Here is a 22,847-nt window from a genome sequence, read left to right as displayed (position 1 = left end):
ACAGACACAGTCCTTCAACCAATTTACATTTACAATACCATGCTGAGTCGAACCGTCAACCCCTTATTTTCCAATTTATTGTTTGAGCATAATAAAAGCCCGCAGGCAAAAAAATTGCCAGTACGGGCTTTCTGTCTAACAAATGAGCAAGCTATATGGCTTCGTATTGATACTGAACTGGGAAATATGATTATACGCCTTGTTTCGCAGCGCGTCTTTGTTCATACGCCAGAATTTCAGATTCATGCTGGAGTGTCAGGCCAATATCGTCCAAGCCTTGTAGCAAGAATTGACGGCGATGTTCATCCAGATCGAATTCAATTTTCAGACCATAGTCGTCAGTGATTGTTTTTTCATTCAGGTCTACGTTCAATTGGTAGTTATCATGCTGCGCCGTACGCTGAAACAATTCCTCTACTTGCTCTTCAGATAGCTTGATCGGCAATATACCGTTTTTGAAACAGTTATTATAGAAGATATCCGCATAAGACGGCGCAATTACGCAACGAAAACCATAGTCCATAATCGCCCAGGGCGCATGCTCACGTGAGGAGCCGCAGCCAAAGTTAGCGCGAGAGATCAGCACAGACGCTCCTGCATAACGAGGCTTGTTGGGTTCAAATTCAGGATTGATATTGCCCGCTTCATCAAACCGCCACTCGTAGAACAGAAACTGTCCAAAGCCCGTACGTTCAATTCGTTTCAGAAACTGCTTAGGAATGATAGCATCTGTGTCCACGTTCACCCGATCCACAGGGGCTACAATTCCTTTTAATGTTGTGAAAGCTTCCATCGTAATTCCTCCTCTGTATCCTAGCGGACTACTTCTTCCTGCTTGAATTTCCAATCCCGTACATCAACAAAATGTCCATGAATCGCCGCAGCGGCTGCCATTGCTGGAGATACCAGATGAGTCCGTCCTCCGCGTCCCTGACGACCTTCAAAGTTACGATTAGAAGTCGAAGCACAACGCTGTCCCGGTTGCAGTACGTCTGGATTCATCGCAAGACACATACTGCATCCCGCTTCACGCCACTCAAATCCTGCTTCTTTAAAAATGACGTCCAGTCCTTCTTCTTCAGCCTGAATTTTCACACGACCCGAACCTGGTACGACGATGGCCGTTACTTTGTCAGAAACCTTGTAACCTTTGGCAACCTCAGCGGCTGCACGCAAATCTTCAATTCGCCCGTTGGTGCAGGAGCCGATAAACACATAATCAATCGCAATATCCGTGATCGGAGTACCTGGCTTCAAATCCATATATTCAAGCGCTTTTTCAGCCGCTTTACGTTCGTTTTCGGTTGGCAGTTCTGCCGGAATCGGTACGGTTGAGGAAATATCTGTACCCATTCCCGGGCTAGTGCCCCAGGTTACTTGCGGAATCAAAGCATCTACGTCAAACTCCAGCACGACATCAAACTCAGCACCTTCATCTGTGACAAGCTCTTTCCACTCAGCAACCGCTTGCTCAAAAGCAGCTCCTTGTGCTACATGTTGACGTCCACGCAAGTAGTTGAAGGTGGTTTCGTCCGGTGCAATCATTCCTGCTCTGGCTCCGCCTTCAATGGACATGTTACACACAGTCATGCGCTCTTCCATGCTCAATTCGCGGATAGATTCACCTGTGTACTCAATAACATAACCTGTAGCGAAATCTGTACCGTATTTGGCGATGACACCCAAAATCATGTCTTTTGCTGTCACCCCAGGTTTGCGGCGGCCTACAAAGCGAACTTCCATCGTTTTGGCTTTGGCTTGCTGGAGACATTGTGTTGCCATTACGTGCTCTACCTCACTGGTTCCGATACCAAAAGCGAGCGCTCCGAACGCCCCATGTGTGGAGGTATGGCTATCACCACAAACAATCGTTTTGCCCGGATGAGTCAGACCAAGTTCAGGTCCCATAACGTGAACGACACCTTGATCAACCGTATCCAGATCATACAGTGTGACACCGAAATCACGGCAATTTTGAGTTAATGTATCGATCTGCTGCTTGGAAATCGGGTCCGTAATATTGTAACGGTCCTTAGTCGGTACGTTATGGTCCATCGTTGCAAACGTAAGCTCTGGACGACGCACCTGACGGCCGCTAAGACGTAATCCTTCAAACGCCTGTGGCGATGTTACCTCATGTACGAGGTGAAGATCAATGTACAAAATACTCGGCTTACCCGCTTCCTGATAGATGACATGGTTATCCCAAATTTTCTCGAACATGGTCTTTTTACTCATCATTATTCACCCCTGTGTTTTTCGAACCTAGTGGAGAGAAGCTAACGGCTCTCTCTTGAATGTCAACAATATACCACGGGATGTTTGATTGGTCTAAGATATGATATCTATAGAAGTGATAGGTTAAGGCTATAAGGCTGGAGAAGGTGAATATAGGCGGTTCATTGCACTGTTTCTCTATCAGCTCTTAATTAGTAAAAACCTTCGACTAAAAGTCGAAGGTTCAGGCTGTCGAGAAACCCCCTGTTTTTTTGCAGGGGGTTTAAAACTGTCTTAGTGGTCTAAAAACTAGGGGCCTCAGATCGTTTTAAATCGATTTTTGTTTTAAAAGATGCGTCTCCCCATATAAAAATAGAAGTGTCGAAAAGTCCTCTGGACTTTCTCGACACTCTGAACCTTCGACTAAAAGTCGAAGGTTAAAAAAAGGGTTATACAAATGGATGAATACGAGAACTCTGTGGCCCTTTCTAAGGTACGCTAGTTATTACATTAAGAATTTGTGTGAATATTCATACTGTGAAAGCTGAATCAGTTATATATTCTCAGATATTGTTGACAAAATAAGGAATAAACTTGTACAATCAGGAAAATATTTTGTTTAGATTCCATTCTTCGTCGGTAACAAGGATATTGTAACTCGTAATAAGAATCATCTTAGCAATTGCTTTAATGGTTCTTTTTTTCCTCTACTTTTGCAAAACTGTTTGTATTTGATTTTGTTAGCTCTTAATAACTATATAAAGTATAAAACGAAATACAGTTATATAATTTGATATAAATCACAGGTAATTAACAAGAAAGCAAGAATTTTATAAATATCCTCCTGATGCGTTTTGTTGCAAAAAAATAGAAAACCGACTACGAGATTCAGCCGAAGAAAACATTCACATCCTAAAAAGGAGTTGGAATGATGAAACAAAATGGAATATCCGTTGAACACTACACTCCAATTTTGATTGTCGGTACGGGGATCTCAGGACTTACTGCTGCTTATTATTTGTCAAAAAAAAATATCAAGTACACGATTGTAACAAAAAAGAGTGCACCCAAACAAAGCAACTCCTTTCTTTCAGCAGCAAATACACGTGTTCCCTCAGAGAATGAAATTAATCATATTATTAATCTTACTATTGATAAATGTGGAGCAGATCGATCCGTAATTGAATCGCTATATAGGAATTCCAACATAATTATAAATTTCTTCGAAGAATTGGGTATTTCTTATGAGAAAACATCCTTTGGTATCATGCCTGAATGTATGATTAAATCACATGGGGGAAAGAAATTAATCAATTGTTTACTACAACATATTGAACAACCGATGTGTAATAAAATTTTGATACATTTGGAAAAGTACGATCACGGAATTATCGCAATATTTTATGACACACAATCAGATCAATTTATCAGAATATATACTAATTATTTGGTATTAGCTACGGGGGGATATGCAGGACAATTCTGTTTCAATGATAATTCGCCCGGTTCAACTGGTGAAACGCTAATCTTAGCTAAGAAAATAGGTGCGAGATTAAAGGGAATGTCTACAGTAATGTGTCATCCTTGGTCTATATATAACGGAAGACAAATTTTATTGGGCGGGGTTGTATCTTTGAGTCAAGGGAAAATAATAGATGAGGAAGGAGTTCAATTATTAGAAGATGAGTATATTTGTGATGCAATTGCTCGGGATGATTACCACGAAATGATTGATGAGATTTTAAAATTCCAACTAGAGTGCATCAAACAAAAAAAGGACATGTACTTGGATATGAGCCATGCTGATGAAAATGTATTAAATGAAAAATTCAAAACATATGGATTTAGTCCTAAAGTAGTTAAAAATAAAAGAATTAAAATTACACCAACGATGCACTATTCTTCAGGAGGAATCGAAATCAATGCTAATGCTGAGGCTATAAACTTGAATCGTGTTTTTGCTACTGGAGAAGCTCAATTTAATGGTGATCTTGGTATAGGAAGAATTCCTGGGCAAGCATTCGCATCAGGGATCGTTTTTGGTAAATTAATTGTTGACAAAATAGCTAATGAAGGTGTTTTCAATACTCAATATCAAACTTCATTTAAAGATCCACCTGAAACGATGCAGCTGTATTCGAAAGAAAATAATGACTTTCCGATTGAAGAGTTTCAGAAAAAGTTGTCAATTCTAATGATGGATTTGATCGCTTCCAATTCATCCGTTGTTTCTCTATCATTCCATAAAAAGAAAATACAAGAAAGTCAAAATATATTATTAAGTAGAGCAAGAGGATCAGGAAAACGATACGAGGATATTTTAACATTATTTTTCGGATATTTTGTTGCACTGGAAATTATAGAAGATATTGAAGCAAAGTCAGGCTTGTTGATTAACCAAAAATAGGATAAAAAGAGTCGCCTTTTCAGCTAATGGTAAGCACAAACCAACCATTCCAAAAAGAGGCGACCTTCATGAATCAGTCTACTTTATTTCAGCTGCTCCGACGTGGATCAGGCTTCGTTAAGGGGTATTACCCTACCTTCTCCGGAAAAGCCGCTGAGGTTCCTTTTGTGTGTCTAAAACGTTGTTTCACCAACTTCTTTAAGGTCGGGAATGGGCCAAACGGCGAACCTTATAGGTTCCTCAGGAACTAATGGGGCTATGCTTTAGAAATTAAATCCCTCGGTGGAGCTTAAGAATCTTTATAAATGAATTAATTTCAAGATGATTACCAGCAATATGAACAGTGCCAAGACAGCAGCTATCGATGTCCAAACTCTTCCGGTGATTCCCTCGTAGTCTCTTTTCATTTCCCCCACACGTAACGCCTCCTTTATTTTAGGGTACTCCTACTCCATAGGCTATGCGAGGTCTTGATTAAAGGAAGGGCTTCTTAACAAAAAAAGCTCAGCCGACCCATTAAGGTCCTGAGCTTTTTGATTTATTTAGAGTACTCACTTACTTCAAATGTTAGGATACGATCAAACAGCATATAATCCTTACGGCTGCTGAATGGGCCTTTATTGTTATCGTGCTTGTTTATGGCGTATGAAGCCGATCCAGAACCTGCTTGTTTAGCCTCATACCATGCAACGAAGTCATTGACCTCTTGCATACTCAAATCAAATTCCTTCTCTAAGCAAGTTGTCATGGTGACTACCAGAATTGCACGATCCCCGTTTGGAGTTGGTTCCTCTGTTCCTGGATTAGGAGTGGAGCTCGACACTTTAGACATCATCTCTAATTCGCTAAGAGCTAGATACTGACTTCCATTATTGCCTGTAATATTAATTCTATAATCCTTGTATGAATTAGAATTAGAAAAAGTGAATTTTTTGGGAGTGCTATTTACCCATCCAGTGATATTTGACTGGGTGTCTAGCACGTTCCAAGTCATCCCATCATTTGAGCCTTCGAAAGTCCAATTTTTAGGGGCACGGTCAGTTGCCGTGTCTGTGGGTATATAACATATTGCTCAATAACTTCGGGTTTAGGAAAGTCATATCTTTGCCAAGCAGCAGTTGTATTTGAAATCGGCTGATAACCAGTAGCGTCTCTCATCCTTATTTCACAATAAAACTCACCTTTGTACCATCATTATACTTATTTAATTAATGACTTACCCAAGATCCTGCTCCCCTGTTGTCACTAAGGGTTATGTATCGGATATCAACACCTGCGCCACCTTCAGCGCACATCGCCAACGGTCACTCGTCGCGGTCAAATCACTTTTTTGTAGGAACATCTTTTAAAGACTCTTGCGAGTTTCTTCAGCTCCGTCCCGGTCAATAGTACATACGTCAGAATGGCCGACTGCTATAGCATCTTTGATGTGTGCTCCCATTTCTGGATAGCACGAACTCGGAAACTCCAGTGTATACTCAGCTACTGCTTATTGGCTTGCTACCGATGATCTATTAATATGTGGAATAATTATAAGTTTGAATTTTGTAACGGGTGCATCCTGCTAATAATTCGCATGTGGAGTCGGTATAACTAATAGAGATAGAATCGAGCCTATACCCGTTTAGGAAGTTCAAGTCCTTATAACCTACTTCTGTAGCTGCATAGTCTTCCCAATCATTTGCCCAAGTTTTAAATTGATTGTTTCTTACATAATTAATGACATGCTCTGTGTAAGCTTGTGGAGTTACAACACCTTTTGGATTAGCTACGTCACTACTTGCATTTGCAAAGCCTGTTCCTGTGGAAAAAGAACCCACAAAATCAATCCAGCCGAGCCCATCTTTACATCTACTCTAAATTCAAACTGCTCGATAATAAAGAAATTCCCACAAACCAATTAAGTTGCGCTTCCACCCGATCTTTGAGAAATTATGGTATTTTCGCTAGTTGTACTTGCTGAAGCTGAAGCAACCCCTATCGTAGTTGCTATAGCTAAAGATAAAATCGAGAAAAGAAATATTCTTTTCTTCATAAATTCCCCTCCTATTTTTTTGATTTGGTCTACCTGAAAGAGACTTCCGACTACAATCTGGTAGTTCTTTTCATATCTACTTTAAATTCAAACTACATCGGTGAATTCTGTGGTAATTCCTGCACTAAAGAAAGCTCTGCTAACCTTATGGTCGGCAGAGCTTTCTTTTGCTTTAGAATCCCCCAATTTGTACAAGGGTCTGAATAAGCTGCTCATGATTGTGAGCGGGTACAGTTATAAAAAACAAAAAGCTACTCGCAACAATTAACAATGCCATTTTTTTCAACATTACTTAACCACACCTTTTCAATTAGATTGGAGAACTCTGTTTTGATTTCAGGAGTCGCATGGACTTGAAAACGCATAAACAGACCAATACAATTTATAAAGTTTGTTTCATTAGTTATTATATGTGACTTTGCCATTGCATACATCAAGTATTTAAAGCCATCACTGTATTTCACCCGATGTAAATAATAATGAGCCATTTCGTAAGCAAACCATGCGAAATAGTCTGGTATTACTTGTTGGGTATATATATCAGATGATGTTGGGAGTTGAGCAAATGAATTAATATTCGTTTCAAAACGTGAAAGGACATCATCCACATCTATTTCATATCGGTTAGCCGCTATCATAACGTTCAACAGCTTTGAGAGTTTCTCATTTTCGTTAGCGGTTGATGTTGCCGCTATATATTCAACATAGTCTGGCAGCACGCTAACATCTCCAGACAGGAGTTTATTGACGTACGTGTTACCTTCTGCCCACTGACTGAACAAGTTTACCCAGTGTTGAGTATCTTCATCAGTCTCTTTGACCCAATCTAAATTCGCATAGGCGTATGTATATAGTAGGGCTTGTTGATAATCGCCTTGGGCTTCACAAACACTAGCACACAACAAATCGGCGTAAGCAATGTATCCAAATAACGGATTTCTGGTTTCCTTATCATGCTCCCTGTTCTTTCGATTCTTCTGCTGATGCTTTATGGAATATTGTACTTCAGCTTTCCCTCTCATTTGCCTTGCCATTTCCTCAACCTTGTCCCACTTACGCAAAGACCTGTACACATTAGCCAAATCCTTCAATGCGTCAAGTTGGTCCATTTCATCCAGACGTTCAATGTAAGGCTCGAACAACGTAGCTGCCTTGAGATTGCGGCTTTGATCGTCCCCAACCTGAATCGTGAACATTCGATACTGACAGATCGCCAATCGTTCAGAATGTTGGTACTTCTCCGTTTCAGCTACACCCTCATAGAACAGCAACGCAGCATCATGTCGTCCCTGTGCTAATAGCACTTCTGCCATATCAAATAGTTTAGGCGAATAGAGTAGGTTGTCCATAATGGTTCCTACCACTCGACGGATCGCATCCAGCTTGTCCAATTCCGCACAACGATACAAAAATGGCTCTATTCGTCTCATATTCGGGGGGGTGTCGATGATGTAGTTTTCTATAAATAGGTCGTAAAAGTAGCCTTCTGGTAAACCCATAGCCTCGGTAATGCGATCTATCTGGTTAACAGACATAGATTTATTGCCTGACACTATGCTACTTACTATCCCCCTATTCATGCCCGCTATATGCCCAAACTCCATCATGCTCAAACCTTCTTGTTTTAGATATTGTTCCAATTCTGCTCTAATCGTGGGTGTAACTTTCATAGATAAACCACCCTTCATACAGAAGTACCAATATTTATATATTATTGCATTCTATTGTTGTCCATAATTTAACAGTTGTCAATAATTTTTATTTATTTGCATCGAATGTCGAAGTATATAAAATAAGCAGTTCCAAAGAGTCACTCTGCATTGAAGTCAAATAACCTTGCCACTGTTACCAGTGAGACTTATGGTAATGGAAATATAATCCTTCAAAAAACAGACACTTACATTGATCTGACTGTACAAAAGTACGGAGGATTACTTACTGAGTGGGACTACAAAAATCCGCTGAATTATCAGAGGCTTTTCATACTTGTATCTTAAATTAATTTGCTGCTATAACGCTACGAGTTTTAAAGGGAAATATTGTTCGGTGAATATAAAGTTGTAGACGGACAATACGTCATTAAGCTAACGGGCAGCTTAACTTGATTGGTGATATTATGCTACTCTATAAATAAGCAAATAATTTAATCAAGAGGTGTAATAATGCTGTTTCATGAATTTTATATCGGACAAGTATTTAAAACCAAGTCTTTAAAATTAACTAAAGAGGATATTACCAGATTTGCAAGGGAGTTTGACCCGCAATATATGCATTTAGATGAAGAGAAAGCATTACAAGGCAGGTTTAATGGAATTATCGCTTCAGGAATTCAAACATTAGCTGTTTCTTTTAAGCTTTGGGTTGAAACAGGCGGTTACGGTGATGAGGTTATTGCTGGAACTGCTATGAATAATATTAAATTTATTAAACCAGTATATCCAGGCGACGAATTGTACACCATTGTTGAAGTGATTGGAGTAAAAGAGATGAGGAATGGAACAGGACTCGTTACTGTATTGCTGTCGACTTTCAACAAGAAAGAGGAGCAAGTTTTTGAAGGCGATTTATCCGTTCTGGTTAAACAGTAAAGTTTCATAAAAAATCAATTATTACAGGTTTGAAGAGGTCCATGCATTTTAGCACGGACCTCTTCTCTTTATTCTAGCGTGGCTTGACTTGCGGCTTCATGTTCAGCCACACGTTGCAGTAATTCCTACTAAGTCTTCATTTGGCGACCTTGACGTTGCCCTTCTACAAACTGAATATCGCATAGATTCTACATCTTGAACCATACTTTACCACCATTTTGGATAACATATCTATGCCTTCTGGAGTTCGACTAGCATTTCCGTCCAATGTAATAATAATAAATTGATATTGCAAATCATATAAATGAATAATTTACTATAAATCTCTGAGATTCGCACTGAGCTATTTCAGTATAGAGGGCTTTGAGAATGCCATTTACTAATCTCAGCCCATAGTATGTCATTCAACTGCTTTTGTATTGGAGCTGTACAAACAATACGACGGAATGAGAAGCATCATACAAACCATAGAGGTATAGCTACTCAAGAGTGGTCTAATCTATGTAAATTTTTGGTTCAGTGTAATGAATTTCACATCTTTCCGGGTCAACCTGTTCTACCATAGAAGGGTGATACGCCGTGCTGGGCAGACCACTTGGGTCGGGACGGTTACATTTTGTTCTAAAACCAGCTACACAGGCTGTCTGGCATGCGCGGCAAGTACGCCTTTATTTTGATTCGAAGCGGAGTGTCCAGATGTTGAATACCGAATTGGAATACCGTGAGCGCATCAGGAAGTTGGCCGTATGTATTGTCAAGCACTACCGTGGAAAAGGACCGGACAACGTCAAGGTTTCACTGGATTCGCCGCTCCGGATTACGGTAGAAATTCGAGGTACATTGTCTAATTTGTCCGAAATTCTCGTTCATGAAGGGGCCGAGGACAAGGTCAGGGAATATTGGAACGTCCTTCGTCCCTATCTGGAAAAGGAGTTTATGAACGAAGCCGAAAAAACACTCGGCAGTCCCTTCACTTATACTTGGGAGGTCTGCCCCTCCGTCCATGGAGACGGACACATTATCATTTCTCTAGAACTACAACACATACACCGGTTGGATTAGCGGGAAGGAGCTTGTCTCCTCGCTCGCGGATAAGCCAGTACAGGATGCAGCGTAAAGCGGCATTTTTGTATTGGCTTTTTTTATGTTACGAGTTTCATCTATTTCATATAAAAGAGGTGCTGCACTTATGGCAGACAAGGTATTGACCGTATGTCCCTACTGCGGGAGCGGTTGTCAGCTTCATTTGCTGGTGGAAAAAGGACAGGTAATTGGCGCAGAGCCGGCTGGTGGTCGTACGAATGAAGGAACGTTGTGTCTGAAAGGACACTATGGATGGGATTTTTTGAATGACCCACAAATTCTGACTGCACGCTTGCGCAAGCCCATGATTCGCAAAAATGGAGTTATGGAGGAAGTGGAGTGGAAGGAAGCCATTCAATATACTGCCGAACGGCTGTCAGCAATTAAGGAAAAATACGGACCCGACTCCATTATGGGAACGGGCTCCGCACGCGGTCCGGGAAATGAAGCCAATTATGTCATGCAAAAGTTCATGCGGGCGGTCATTGGCACGAACAATATTGACCATTGCGCTCGTGTATGCCATGGCCCTTCTGTGGCAGGTTTGACTTACTCGCTCGGAGATGGAGCTATGTCCAACTCTATTCCTGAAATTGAACACTCTGATCTCATTTTCGTGTTTGGATATAATGCACCCGAAACACATCCGATCGTCGCAAGACGCATTGTAGCTGCCAAGCAAAGAGGCGCCAAGATTATTGTATGCGATCCGCGCATGACCGAAACAGCTCGTATTTCGAATATGTGGCTACCCCTAAAGGGCGGTTCAAACATGGCTTTGGTGAACGCTTTTGGTCATGTACTTGTGCATGAAGGACTGTACGACAAACGATATGTGGAAGCAAACACAGAAGGCTTTGCCCAATACGTAGACAGCATTAAAAAATATACTCCCGAATATGCGGAAGGCATTACGGGGGTCAAGGCGGCCGATATCCGGGCGGCTATGAGGGAATATGCAAAGGCCCCTACCGCTACAATTTTGTACGGAATGGGCGTATGTCAATTTTCACAGGCCGTTGATGTGGTAAAGGGGCTCGCTTCCCTTGCACTGTTGACGGGAAATCTGGGCAAGCCGAATGTCGGTATCGGACCAGTACGGGGACAAAACAATGTACAGGGTTCCTGCGATATGGGCGCTTTGCCGAATGTGTATCCTGGCTATCAGGATGTAACAGACAACACAGTCCGCAAAAAGTTTGAAAAAGCATGGGGTGTTGAGCTGCCGCGTAAAAAAGGCTATCCACTTACAGAGGTACCGCACCTCATCCTGAAGGAGAACAAGCTCAAAGCTTATTACATTTTCGGAGAGGACCCTGTACAAAGTGATCCGAACGCCGCCGAGTTGCGTGAAGCCCTAGACCAATTGGAATTTGTCGTGGTTCAGGATATTTTCATGAACAAAACAGCGCTGCACGCCGATGTCATCCTCCCTTCTACTGCCTGGGGCGAGCATGACGGTGTATATTCTTCGGCAGATCGGGGCTTTCAGCGCATCCGTAAAGCCGTTGAGCCACAGGGTGATGTTAAGCCAGACTGGGCTATTATTAGCGAGGTTGCTACTGCCATGGGCTACCCTATGTCCTATGCAAACACAGAGGAAATTTGGGATGAAATGCGCAGCCTCAGCCCATTATTCTCGGGTGCCAGCTACCAAAAAATGGAGCAGCAAGGCGGCGTCCAATGGCCTTGCCCTACCGAGGATCATCCAGGTACACCGTATTTGTATAAGGGAAATCAATTCTCGACACCTAGTGGCAAAGGCAGATTATTCGCCTGCGAATGGCGTCCGCCACAAGAACAACCGGATGCAAAATACCCGCTTGTCTTGTCCACAGTCCGTGAGGTAGGTCACTATTCCGTGCGAACTATGACAGGCAATTGCCGCGCGCTGCGCCAGTTGTCTGATGAGCCTGGCTTTATTCAGATTAGCCCAGAAGACGGAGCAGATCTGAATATTCTGGATGGCGAAATTGTTGCCATATCCTCCCGTCGGGGACGCATCATGGCACGGGCACAAATCAGTGACCGTGTGCAACAAGGTGCGACCTACATGACCTATCACTGGTGGGTTGGAGCATGTAACGAGCTGACCGCTGATTTTCTCGATCCGGTATCCAAAACCCCGGAATTAAAATACTGTGCCATCCGTCTGGAACGGATCGCCGACCAAGTGCAGGCCGAACGTGATGTACATGAATCGTACCAACGGATTCGCAGACAGATGAACGTCCAGGAAGCTGTTTTGGCTGATAAGGTGACGAGATGAGCGGCACAGGGAATATGATGCACCGTCCGACAGATAACCGGTCAGCTTCGACGAGTAGAATGGGAGCAGCCAGTAGAACAAGCGCTGTTGCTTCTTCTTTTGTAGTCGCAGACGCCGGGCAGTGCATCGGCTGCAAAGCCTGTGAACTGGCGTGCTTCGCCGTTCACAGTCAGGCTAACGGTATAGGAGCTTCGGTCGGAACCGTCAGCGTACCTGTTGTACCCAAGGTGTATGTTGTACGTACAGGGGATATGTATGTGCCGGTGCAATGCCGGCATTGCGAAAATGCCCCCTGCGCACATGCCTGTCCGGTACAGGCCATTCGTCAGGAGGACGGCGTCGTCATGATAGATGAGGAACGATGTATCGGCTGTACCTCCTGTGTTTTGGCCTGCCCCTTCGGGGCAATTGAGGTGTCTCCGGTCTACCGGGCAGGACACGTTGTAACGCAGTCCGGCCTGACTCACCGTGCAAATCGAGTCGCCCTTCCCCGCACCGCGGCAAGCAAATGCGATCTGTGCGCGGAAACAGAGAACGGACAGCCTGCATGTGTAGAGGCCTGCCCGAATCATGTCCTACGGCTGGCCAAAGGTATATCCGACTCACCTCCAGAGCCTCGGCGGGAAGTCTTTTTCCCACGCCTATAAGGTCAAAATCAGCCGCAGAAAGGTAGAAAAACATGTCAACCACAATAGACAAGATCTCTTCACCTCCTTGTATGAAGACGACTGATTGCACAGACCCTGTCATTCATATTGACCCTACGCTCTGCACGGGATGCAGACGTTGTGCTGGGGTTTGTCCAGTAGATGCCATAGAGGGACTGCCCGGAGAACCGCAAACCGTTAATGCAGACCGATGTGTTATTTGCGGTCAATGTGTACAAATATGCAGCGTATACGCATCTGACTGGGCAGGTTCATCTTCACAGGAAGGCGCCGCTAGACGGCTGGAACGTATCCAAGAACGCGATATGCCTGCCGACATCAGAGAGCCGCTATTCGCTGCCTATTATAGCTACAACTTGAATAAGGTAGCCGATATGATGACCAAACCTGGACAGTTTCGGATCGTCCAATGTGCTCCTGCCATTCGTGTTTCACTCGCGGAGGAATTCGGAATGCCGTTCGGCACCTTGACGCCTGGGAAAATGGCTGCTGCTTTGCGCCGCCTTGGCTTCGACCGGGTATACGACACCAACTTTGGAGCTGACGTGACCATCATGGAGGAAGGCACTGAATTGATTCGTCGCGTGACCGAAGGCGGTCCCTTACCCATGTTCACATCCTGCTGTCCAGCATGGGTCCGATTTGCAGAAATAGAATATCCCGATCTGCTAGACCATCTATCCAGCTGCAAATCTCCGATGCAAATGTTAGGAGCGCTAATCAAATCTTATGGCGCACAACTAGACGAGGTGGAACCTGCGAATATATACAGCGTTGCCATCATGCCATGTACTTGTAAACAATTTGAGTGCGATCGTCCCGAAATGGAATCTGACGGTTACCGTGATGTGGATGAGGTACTGACCACGCGTGAACTTGCATACTGGATCAAGCAGCGCGGAATTGATTTTGCGAACCTGCCTGATGAAGAATTCGATTCACCGTTAGGACAATATTCAGGTGCAGGCTCCATTTTTGGAGTCACCGGAGGAGTCATGGAAGCTGCCATCCGTACAGGTTACGAGCTGCTGACAAATGAAAAACTGCCGAAGCTCCAACTCGATTTTGTTCGTGGTGAGGAAGGCATTCGAGTAGCTGAGGTTCAGGTAGGCAAGCTGCAGCTCAAGGTAGCGGTCGTCGCCGGGCTACAACATGCCTATCAGCTATTGGATCGTGTCCAGGCGGGCGAATGTGATTATCATTTTATTGAGGTGATGGGCTGCCCTGCTGGATGTATCAGCGGAGGGGGACAACCCAAGCTCATGTTAGAAAAGCAACGAATTGAAGCTTATCGGGCACGTAAATCCTCCATCTATGGACATGATGCTGCACACCAGGTACGAAAATCGCATGAGAACCCTCACATCATCAAACTTTATGATGAATTTCTAGGTGAGCCGCTGGGTCATGTGTCGCATCATCTGCTGCACACGACCTTCCAACAACGGGGGCCCGGCAAGCAAAGCCGCAGTAGCACTATTTCCACCAAAGGGGATACGGGTTACTCCATTCATTAATACATTAAGTTATTTTTATGCTGTATACATTATATTTGTCGTTAGTTAGAGAGGAGTCGAATTGTATGAACCGTTTTGTTTTAGCTGATCCCGATCAGTGTATCGGCTGTCGTACCTGTGAAATCGCATGTGTCATCGCACATTCAGCGGAGAACCCTTTTATCTCGCCGGATGATGAGTTTCATTTTCACCCTCGTCTGAAGGTTATCAAATCATTTGGAGTCACTGCACCCGTTCAGTGTCGTCACTGTGAGGATGCCCCATGCGCCAACGCTTGTCCGAACGGCTCCATTACGAATGCAGATGGCTGCATTCTCATTAATAGTGAAAGCTGCATTGGCTGTAAAACCTGCATGATCGCCTGCCCTTACGGCGCGATTACCATGGTACCCGAGTATCGAAACGGGCAGCCTGTAGTGCAGGACGGATTGTATACCAATATGTCAGGTCGTTTGCAACCCAAAGAACGCATGATTGCCAGCAAATGTGATTTGTGCGAAGGCGTGGACGGCGGTCCGGCCTGTATTGGTAAATGTCCAACACAAGCCCTCAAGCTGGTCGAACCAGATCTGGTTCACGCCCGTGTTGAGGAAAAACGCGCTGCAAGTGCACGTCAGCTACTGCATATGACACGCATTCCAGCAACGGGTCTATGACTGAAGGTTTCCCTCTGCCTACAAATACACGAACCGAGCGGGATGCGCTAGGAGAGATGGAAATTCCCGCAGATGCCTTTTACGGTATTCACACTGCACGCGCGATGAACAATTTTGCGGTCAGTGGCAGGCCCGTGAACCAAAACTTGATCCACGCTCTTGTGTTGGTAAAAAAAGTAGCCGCTCAAGTAAATGGTGAGCAGAAACGAATTCCTGCCCAACGGGCCTCTGCCATTGTAAATGCCTGCGACGAAATACTCGCCGGGAGGCATCAACATATGTTTACCGTGGATGCCATGCAAGGCGGCGCAGGCACCAGTACCCATATGAATGTAAATGAGGTCATTACTAATTTGGCCATCGTACAGCTAGGAGGCAGACCAGGGCAGTATGAGATTTTACATCCGCTGGATGATGTGAACTGCTGCCAGTCGACGAATGATGTCTATCCGACAGCGCTACGAATTGCAGCGATACGGCTGCTTCGGCCTTTATGTGACACGATGTCTTCGTTACAGGATGCTTTACAGCACAAAGAAACAGAATATGCCGACTTGCTCAAGCTAGGCCGCACTCAGCTAATGGATGCCCTGCCCATGATGGCCGGGCAGGGCTTTGGTGCCTACGCAAAGGCTATAGCGCGCGACCGCTGGCGTCTCTATAAAGCTGAAGAGCGGCTGCGGGAAATCCCTATTGGGGGCACGGCGATTGGCACAGGTATGAACGCGCCCCGCGCATACAGCTATCGGATGGTCGAAAAGCTGGCGGATGAGACTGGCTTTGGACTGAGTCGCAGTGACCACCCGATGGACCCGATTCAAAATATGGATGTCTTTGTGGAGGTGTCCGGTCTACTCAAATCAGCTGCCGTGAATCTGTACAAAATATCTGGCGATTTTCGCCTACTGGCCTCTGGTCCTTTCGGTGGTTTTGGCGAATACACGCTGCCTCCAGTTCAGGCGGGATCCTCTATTATGCCTGGCAAGGTCAATCCGGTAATAGCTGAAATGGCAGGACTCACAGCCATGCGTGTGATAGCCGAAGATGCGGCTATCACTATGGCCGCTGCCTCCGGTCAGTTGGAGCTAAACGCATTCCTGCCGCTGATTGCCGAATCACTGCTGGAATCGCTACATATTCTGAACAGCGCGGTTCGACTATTCGAGGAGCGATGTGTGCGCGGCCTGATCGTGCGTGAGGAACGCTGTACTACAAATCTGCGTAACTCAGCCGTGATGGCTTCTGCGCTGGTCGCGGAGCTTGGCTATGATGAAGCTGCCTCTATTGCATCTGCAGCCATTGTGCAAGGTCGCGCACCAGAGGATATTGTAGAAGATCGTGGCCTACTGAGCCGTTCGCGGATTGACCAATTATGCCATCCCTATACAGTAACCAAGCCCGGAATTCCGGGACAGGAAGAAGGAACTCACCATGGGAATGAATGATACCCCTCGTAGCAATCGACCACATATCGTCCTGCTCGGTCGCCGCAACGCAGGAAAATCCAGCATTCTGAACACCCTGACTGGTCAGCCCGTCGCTGTGGTATCTCCTGTAGGAGGAACAACCACGGACCCCGTTTTCAAACCAATGGAGCTGCTCCCAGCGGGTCCCATTGTTCTGGTGGATACCGCCGGACTGGACGATGAGGGTGAGATCGGGGAGCTGCGCCGCAACAAAACGCTCGAAATACTTAATAGTACAGACTTGGCCTTGCTCGTTATCGACGCCACCGTTGGTGTCGGACCATTCGAGCATGAGCTACTCGAAAAGCTCCGCACCAAAAAGATTCCTGTTATTGGGGTATTGAATAAGATAGATACCCTTACTGAATCAGATAAAACGGCTACAAAGCTGGCAACTGAACTGGATCTCACCCTGATTCCTTTCAGTGCATCTTTGCTTTGGGGAGACACGGAACTGAAAAAAGCTATTACTAATACGCTCCCTCAAAACGAGGATCGTTTCCGTATCGTCGGTGACCTGTTGTCACCCGGCGATGTTGTTGTGCTGGTCGTTCCCATCGACAAAGCTGCACCAAAAGGCCGATTGATCCTGCCACAGCAGCAAACAATCCGCGATACACTAGAGAGTGATGCCATCGCTGTAGTGACCAAAGAACATGAACTACGATTGACGCTAGAGAGATTGGGACGCAAGCCTCGCTTGGTCATTACCGATTCACAGGTTTTTATGAAAGTAGCGGCCGACACGCCCAAGGATGTGCCTCTTACCTCTTTTTCCATCCTGTTTGCCCGTCATAAAGGCGATCTGGACGAACTGGTACGAGGTGCAAGAGCCATTGATCGCCTCAAGGATGGAGACCGTGTACTCATTGCCGAAGCCTGCACTCACCAATGCCAATCTGACGATATTGGTCGAGTGAAAATTCCCCGCTGGCTCCGCCAAACGATAGGCAAACGTCTCATCATCGAGCATGCATCCGGCTCCAGCTTCCCTGATGATCTGAGCGAATACGCACTGGTTATTCATTGCGGTGCATGCATGCTCAATCGGCGTACGATGCTTCATCGAATGTCGGAAACAAAAGCTGCCGGGGTGCCGATTGTGAACTATGGTATTTTCATCGCTTATGTACAGGGGGTCTTTCCCCGTGCTATTGAATGCTTCCCATCTGCTATGCTGGCATGGGAGCAAGCTGTAGAAGCCGGCAGTTATTCCTAAAAGACCTCATCTCATCATTAATATTTTTTTCCAGACACACAAAAGCAGTCGCGCTGATTCCAACGCGACTGCTTTTCATTTTCAAGTTCTATTATAAATCATGAGAATTTTCATAGCGTGAAATGATACTACGAATAATATAAATTGCTAAAAATACAAATCACGCTCGCCTGCTTCCAGTCGTTCCAGTCTGTCAAGCGTCAAACGGCGCGTCGATTCACGTGGTATACGCTCCAGATTCTCTCGCAGAGCGGCAGCTCCCAGTTCACGCGCCTCCTCATCCCCATAATCCAGCAGATATTCTTGGAAGGTCAGCAGCGAATTCGGCTGGCACACATTATGAATTTGTCCTGATTTGGCAAGCTCCATGAAACGATCTCCTGTTCGCCCCTCACGGTAGCAAGCTGTGCAATAGCTCGGCATATATCCGCCACGGCACAAACTTTTAATAATTTCCGATGGTGAGCGATGATCCCCCACCTCAAATTGAGGTTTATCATCAGTTTCCTGTTTTGCATATGCCCCTACGCCTGTAGCTGAACCTGCACTAATCTGCGACACGCCTAGACCAATGACGCGGTCCCTATATTCTGGCTCCTCGCGAGTGGACAGGATCATGCCAGCATAAGGAACAGCCAGTCGAAGAACGGATACAATTTTCATAAAATCCTCATCGTTGACCAGGTACGGATATCGCTCCAGATCTACATTTTCAGCCGGACGCAATCGTGGAACTGAAACCGTATGAGGGCCGCAGCCAAAGGCTTCTTCCAAGTGCTCAGCATGTTTCAGCATCGCGACGGTCTCATAGCGGAAATCATACAAGCCGTACAACACACCGATTCCCACATCATCTATACCCGCACGCATGGCTCTGTCCATTGCGGTGGTGTGCCAATCAAAGTCCCGCTTTGGTCCCTGTAGGTGGAATTTACGATAGCTTTCCCGATGATACGTTTCCTGAAATAAAATATACGTACCAATGCCCACCTCTGCCAGCTTCCGATAGTCCTCCTCGGTTGTGGATGCAATATTCACATTGATCCGCCGTATGCTGCCGTTATCTACCTTGACCTCATAGATCTGACGCAGACAATCGACGATATAGTCAATGGGACAATGGACTGGGTCTTCCCCCGCTTCCAGCACGAGCCGCTTGTGTCCCAGTTCTTGAAGCACTCTAACCTCCTCCACCAATTCCTCCGGTGTCAGACGGCTACGAGTAAAGCTGTCATTGGTATGTTTATAACCACAATATTCACAGTTATTCACGCAGTGGTTGCTTACATATAAAGGGGCGAACAGCACAATCCGGTTGCCATAAATTTGTTCTTTGACTGCCCTCGAAGATTTGAACATCTCTTCCAATAATTCAGGATCATCCACATGCAAAAGAGCCGCCGCTTCACTCGCACTCAGTCCCCGGCAGGCTCTCCCCTTTTCTAAAATTTCTAAAATACGGTGTCGATCTGTTGCCTCTTGTTTCCCCTGCTCCACTGCCGCCATAATCTCTGCTTCATTAATAAAATCCGCCGACACTTTCTCTCGTACTCCACTCACGTATACCCATCTCCTTATTTATGGTTACTGCAATGTTTCCGTTATGGCCTCACAAAGTTTCCTGTCTCATAAGCTGTCGTTGCACCCTCAAACTATCGCCGCGCCCCATATCGACTTCAAATCCCGCTCCGCGAATCCGCAGTTCCAGGCAATGTCGACATTGGGCAGACTCATCGCCCAAACATATTTTATTCTCATAAATCGCGTACTTAGGTCTCACCGCCAGTGGCGACAAATTGGGCATCACTACATTCGCTCCCGCCTGAAGCGCCTTCTCCCTGCCTTGGGGATGAATCGTTCCCATTGCCGTAGACGCCGGAATAAGTGCATCTGGAACGACCAATCGGGATAACGAAATAATATCGAGTGCCTTTTCCATGCTCCCCTGACTGGCATCCCGAAGCGGCGTGTTGCTATGCGGTAAAAAGGGACCAATCCCGATCATATCTGGTGACAGGCTGTGTAGATAGACCAAATCGTCTGCTAATTCACTATTCGTTTGTCCTGGTAACCCCACCATACATCCGGCCCCGATCTGAAAACCGATTCGTTGCAAAGCCAGCAGACGGCTGCGCCTGCTTTCCATCGTCATCGTCGGATGCAGCTTGGCGTACAAATGGGGAGAAGCTGTCTCATGCCGCAGCAAAAAACGGTCCGCGCCAGCCTCGTATAATTGCTCATAAGTTTCATCATCCCGTTCACCGATGGACAATGTAACCGCCACATCCGCAAAACGGCTTTTAATTTCCCGAATCAATTTCGTCAGCCGGGCTGCTGTAAACCAGTAATCTTCCCCACTTTGCAGCACAAAGGTCCGATAACCGAGTTCATACCCCTCCGCACAACAGGCCAGAATTTCTTCTGGCTGCAAACGGTAACGATCTGCCTGTTTATTCGAAGCGCGCAGCCCACAGTACATGCAGTCCTGACGACATATACTGGAGAATTCAATTAATCCCCGTAAAAAAACACCTTTGCCATAGCGCTCCAATTTGGTGCGAGCTGCCAGGTGTCTCAGTTGAGCCCGTAGCGTCGGCTCATCATCCAGACGTGTCAGCAGCTCCATCATTTCCGTATGCGTCCATTCCTTGCCGTCAGCTAGACGCAGTAATAATTCGTCCGTGACTCATCCCTTCTTCCCTCGTCCATCCGGACTTCACATCATCAGCGGCTTGTACCGTACATGTATTATTCTAGCAATATCGGAGAGGTTGTAACGTGATTAGTTTCACAAAAAATCCCATTTTATAAAAACCACCTCCAACTTCTGCCCCAAAAAATACACATTTATATCAATACACAAAAAAGCTGTCTCTTCCTCTAAAGGAAGAAACAGCCCTTGTCGATGGTTCTGCCTACTACTGAATCAAATCAATCGCCTGCTGGGGTACAAAATAATCAACGCCGTTAAATACAACTACACCGTTGAGCGTGGTATTTTTACCATTCAGCGTAGCTATATTTTTGTATACTGGAAGCTCCAGCTTGTTACTGCCTTGGGTCACTGTAATGACTTTCGTGTCCGCAGTAAACTTGGCTCCTTTAGCTTCAAAAGCGGCTTTTGCAGGAACAAACAACTGCTTGCTGACCGTATCCAAATCCAGTCCAAGCACACGTGTCATATATTTATTGACATCTGTATTGTCAATTACACCGGTTGGACGGTCTCCGTTCGGTGCATACGTGTACAACACGACATCGCCTCCTGTATGTCCGCCTGTAGTCCAGCCAATATTCGCACGTTTGCTAATGATCGGTCCGACAGCATAGCTCATGCTGCCTTCTTTGGCATCTTTAATGGTTTTTACTTCTTCGTCTGTCAAATCGGTGATGCCAAAATATGTGGAAAGCACCTCTTTAATATTGCTGCGATCTGCATTCAGCTTGGCTTCCAAGCCTTCGCCCGTCAGCTTCGCTTTTTTCAGCGGGTCTATAAGAGAAGCTAAAGGTGTTTTATCATAATTGCTAGTTGTATCGCTGCTACCAATCGTCAATCCACCATTTCCGTGGTCTGTCACTGCTACGACGACTGTATTTTGGTTTTGTTTGGCGTAATCCACAGCAACTTTCACTGCATCGTCAAATGAAAGCACGTCACTGATAATTCCAGTTGGATCATTTGCATGGGCGGCCCAATCCACTTTACTGCCTTCTACCATTAAGAAGAAGCCTTTATCGTTTTTGGACAACACATCAATTGCTTTCGATGTCATTTCCGCCAGACTAGGTTCCTTGGATGCATCGCGATCCAGGTTATACGCAAGGGCTTCGGGAGAAAAGCTGCCCCAGAGCTTGCTGGAGGTCGATTTTTTCAACCCTTCAGGTGTCGTGACAAAGTCATAACCCTGGTCTTTAATTTGGGCTACCAAATCTTGGCCATCTTTACGCCCTGCTGCCTCCAAAAACTTGCCGCCTCCACCTAACACTACGTCAACCCCGTTGTAGGCTTGCTGCATGCTGAGTGCATCATAATTTTTACGATCAGGATAATGTGCGGTAAAATCAGCTGGTGTCGCATGCATAATCTCGGAAGTCGCAATAACTCCGGTCGATTTTCCTGCCAGCTTGGAAGCCTCAAGAATGGAAGCTACAGGCTTCTTGGCGTCACCCGCTGCAATGGGTTGTTGTCCAGGCATTGTCGCTTCATCAGGAAGGACACCTACATACCCAGTATGTGATTTATATCCTGTGGCAAAAGCAGTACCCGCTGGAGCAGAATCAGCAATTGGAGCATCCGCAGAATGCGTACGCACCATGCCGCTTGCCATACTGTCTAAAGTTAAGGAGGAGCCTTTGTACCATCTAGCCAGTGCAGTGGCGTCATTAGCCATACCGTCTGGAATCAAAATAATTACGTTTTTAATCGACGTGTCCTTTTCGACTGCCATCGCCGTCCCACCGCTTACTGCTAGCATCATAGTCGCTACGAGTGCAGCCACCGATTTTTTCGTATGTATCCCCCAACATTTTAGCATTCATTTTCCTCCCAGATACTTTTTTGTACAACCAGAACTAAGATTAATCACATTTTATCAGGAGAATGTTAAATGGATTGCTTATCTGTATTAAAAGACTCTATTTGTATAAAAACGCTTCATCTATATAAAACTTGTGACACATGAGATTCGTTAAGATTGGGAATTTCATTTTATTATTGTATAA

General features: G+C 45.3%; 18 protein-coding genes and 1 pseudogene. 9 read left to right on the top strand and 10 right to left on the bottom strand.

The features are described 5' to 3' along the window. Nucleotides 1–190: 190 nt before the first annotated feature. Entirely contained in the window at nucleotides 191–793 is a 603-nt protein-coding gene (gene leuD / locus ACL9RM_RS04980; protein WP_250261147.1) for a 3-isopropylmalate dehydratase small subunit, read from the bottom strand. Nucleotides 794–813: 20 nt separating this feature from the next. Next, nucleotides 814–2,238 (bottom strand): 3-isopropylmalate dehydratase large subunit, encoded by a 1,425-nt coding sequence (gene leuC, locus ACL9RM_RS04975; RefSeq protein ID WP_069289784.1) that lies wholly within the window; start codon nucleotides 2,236–2,238, stop codon nucleotides 814–816. Nucleotides 2,239–3,148: 910 nt separating this feature from the next. Here leuC and ACL9RM_RS04970 point away from each other — a divergent pair. Further along, the gene (locus ACL9RM_RS04970; protein WP_254328440.1) at nucleotides 3,149–4,624 is read left to right on the top strand and encodes an FAD-binding protein; all 1,476 of its coding nucleotides are present in this window, start codon (nucleotides 3,149–3,151) and stop codon (nucleotides 4,622–4,624) included. Nucleotides 4,625–5,162: 538 nt separating this feature from the next. On the opposite strand, the gene ACL9RM_RS04965 is transcribed toward ACL9RM_RS04970, so the two are convergent. From ACL9RM_RS04965 to ACL9RM_RS04945, 5 genes and pseudogenes are all read right to left on the bottom strand, one after another. After that, nucleotides 5,163–5,456: a hypothetical protein gene (locus ACL9RM_RS04965; protein WP_422759356.1), complete on the bottom strand. Its 294-nt coding sequence runs from the start codon at nucleotides 5,454–5,456 to the stop codon at nucleotides 5,163–5,165. A 376-nt stretch (nucleotides 5,457–5,832) separates the two neighbouring features. Next, nucleotides 5,833–6,098, bottom strand: a pseudogene (locus ACL9RM_RS04960) (sporulation protein); the annotation flags it as partial. Nucleotides 6,099–6,138: 40 nt separating this feature from the next. Further along, nucleotides 6,139–6,444 carry a hypothetical protein gene (locus tag ACL9RM_RS04955; RefSeq protein WP_155765222.1) on the bottom strand — a complete coding sequence of 102 codons (306 nt, stop codon included), beginning with the start codon at nucleotides 6,442–6,444 and terminating at the stop codon, nucleotides 6,139–6,141. Nucleotides 6,445–6,524: 80 nt separating this feature from the next. Beyond that, nucleotides 6,525–6,659, bottom strand: coding sequence for a hypothetical protein (locus tag ACL9RM_RS04950; protein ID WP_269142004.1), 135 nt, complete (start codon nucleotides 6,657–6,659; stop codon nucleotides 6,525–6,527). 251 nt (nucleotides 6,660–6,910) lie between these two features. Continuing rightward, nucleotides 6,911–8,329 carry a transcriptional regulator gene (locus ACL9RM_RS04945; RefSeq protein WP_250268684.1) on the bottom strand — a complete coding sequence of 473 codons (1,419 nt, stop codon included), beginning with the start codon at nucleotides 8,327–8,329 and terminating at the stop codon, nucleotides 6,911–6,913. Nucleotides 8,330–8,821: 492 nt separating this feature from the next. On the opposite strand from ACL9RM_RS04945, the gene ACL9RM_RS04940 reads away from it, so the two are divergent. The 8 genes from ACL9RM_RS04940 (at nucleotide 8,822) to hydF (ending at nucleotide 18,125) form a co-directional block, all read left to right on the top strand. Beyond that, nucleotides 8,822–9,247 carry a MaoC family dehydratase gene (locus tag ACL9RM_RS04940; protein ID WP_250268685.1) on the top strand — a complete coding sequence of 142 codons (426 nt, stop codon included), beginning with the start codon at nucleotides 8,822–8,824 and terminating at the stop codon, nucleotides 9,245–9,247. A gap of 579 nt (nucleotides 9,248–9,826) precedes the next feature. Beyond that, complete coding sequence (locus ACL9RM_RS04935) at nucleotides 9,827–10,309, top strand: DUF2294 domain-containing protein (RefSeq protein ID WP_235309619.1); 483 nt, start codon at nucleotides 9,827–9,829, stop codon at nucleotides 10,307–10,309. 127 nt (nucleotides 10,310–10,436) lie between these two features. Beyond that, nucleotides 10,437–12,599 carry a formate dehydrogenase subunit alpha gene (gene fdhF / locus ACL9RM_RS04930; protein ID WP_250268686.1) on the top strand — a complete coding sequence of 721 codons (2,163 nt, stop codon included), beginning with the start codon at nucleotides 10,437–10,439 and terminating at the stop codon, nucleotides 12,597–12,599. Further along, nucleotides 12,596–13,246 carry a 4Fe-4S dicluster domain-containing protein gene (locus tag ACL9RM_RS04925; RefSeq protein WP_061831772.1) on the top strand — a complete coding sequence of 217 codons (651 nt, stop codon included), beginning with the start codon at nucleotides 12,596–12,598 and terminating at the stop codon, nucleotides 13,244–13,246. Before fdhF ends, ACL9RM_RS04925 begins: the two co-directional genes overlap by 4 nt. A gap of 32 nt (nucleotides 13,247–13,278) precedes the next feature. Continuing rightward, complete coding sequence (locus ACL9RM_RS04920; protein ID WP_250268687.1) at nucleotides 13,279–14,784, top strand: [FeFe] hydrogenase, group A; 1,506 nt, start codon at nucleotides 13,279–13,281, stop codon at nucleotides 14,782–14,784. Between the two features lie 65 nt (nucleotides 14,785–14,849). After that, the gene (locus ACL9RM_RS04915; protein WP_013310648.1) at nucleotides 14,850–15,440 is read left to right on the top strand and encodes a 4Fe-4S dicluster domain-containing protein; all 591 of its coding nucleotides are present in this window, start codon (nucleotides 14,850–14,852) and stop codon (nucleotides 15,438–15,440) included. After that, nucleotides 15,437–16,885 carry an aspartate ammonia-lyase gene (locus tag ACL9RM_RS04910; protein WP_250268688.1) on the top strand — a complete coding sequence of 483 codons (1,449 nt, stop codon included), beginning with the start codon at nucleotides 15,437–15,439 and terminating at the stop codon, nucleotides 16,883–16,885. The genes ACL9RM_RS04915 and ACL9RM_RS04910 overlap by 4 nt, the downstream gene beginning before the upstream one ends. After that, nucleotides 16,872–18,125 carry a [FeFe] hydrogenase H-cluster maturation GTPase HydF gene (hydF, locus tag ACL9RM_RS04905; protein ID WP_250268689.1) on the top strand — a complete coding sequence of 418 codons (1,254 nt, stop codon included), beginning with the start codon at nucleotides 16,872–16,874 and terminating at the stop codon, nucleotides 18,123–18,125. The genes ACL9RM_RS04910 and hydF overlap by 14 nt, the downstream gene beginning before the upstream one ends. Before the next feature lie 147 nt (nucleotides 18,126–18,272). On the opposite strand, the gene hydG is transcribed toward hydF, so the two are convergent. The 3 genes from hydG to ACL9RM_RS04890 form a co-directional block, all read right to left on the bottom strand. Beyond that, a complete protein-coding gene (hydG, locus tag ACL9RM_RS04900) occupies nucleotides 18,273–19,685 on the bottom strand; it encodes a [FeFe] hydrogenase H-cluster radical SAM maturase HydG (protein ID WP_013310651.1) in 1,413 nt (470 codons plus the stop codon). Nucleotides 19,686–19,734: 49 nt separating this feature from the next. Continuing rightward, nucleotides 19,735–20,793, bottom strand: coding sequence for a [FeFe] hydrogenase H-cluster radical SAM maturase HydE (gene hydE, locus ACL9RM_RS04895; RefSeq protein WP_223822128.1), 1,059 nt, complete (start codon nucleotides 20,791–20,793; stop codon nucleotides 19,735–19,737). Between the two features lie 250 nt (nucleotides 20,794–21,043). Continuing rightward, on the bottom strand, nucleotides 21,044–22,660 hold the full coding sequence (locus ACL9RM_RS04890) for an alkaline phosphatase (RefSeq protein WP_414126209.1): 1,617 nt from the start codon (nucleotides 22,658–22,660) through the stop codon (nucleotides 21,044–21,046). Between the last annotated feature and the right edge of the window lie 187 nt (nucleotides 22,661–22,847).

It is taken from the genome of Paenibacillus sp. S29, from assembly GCF_049319765.1.
Lineage (GTDB): Bacteria > Bacillota > Bacilli > Paenibacillales > Paenibacillaceae > Paenibacillus > Paenibacillus polymyxa_B.
Note: the sequence above shows the minus strand (reverse complement) of the source record. Positions and strands in the feature narration are given on the sequence as shown.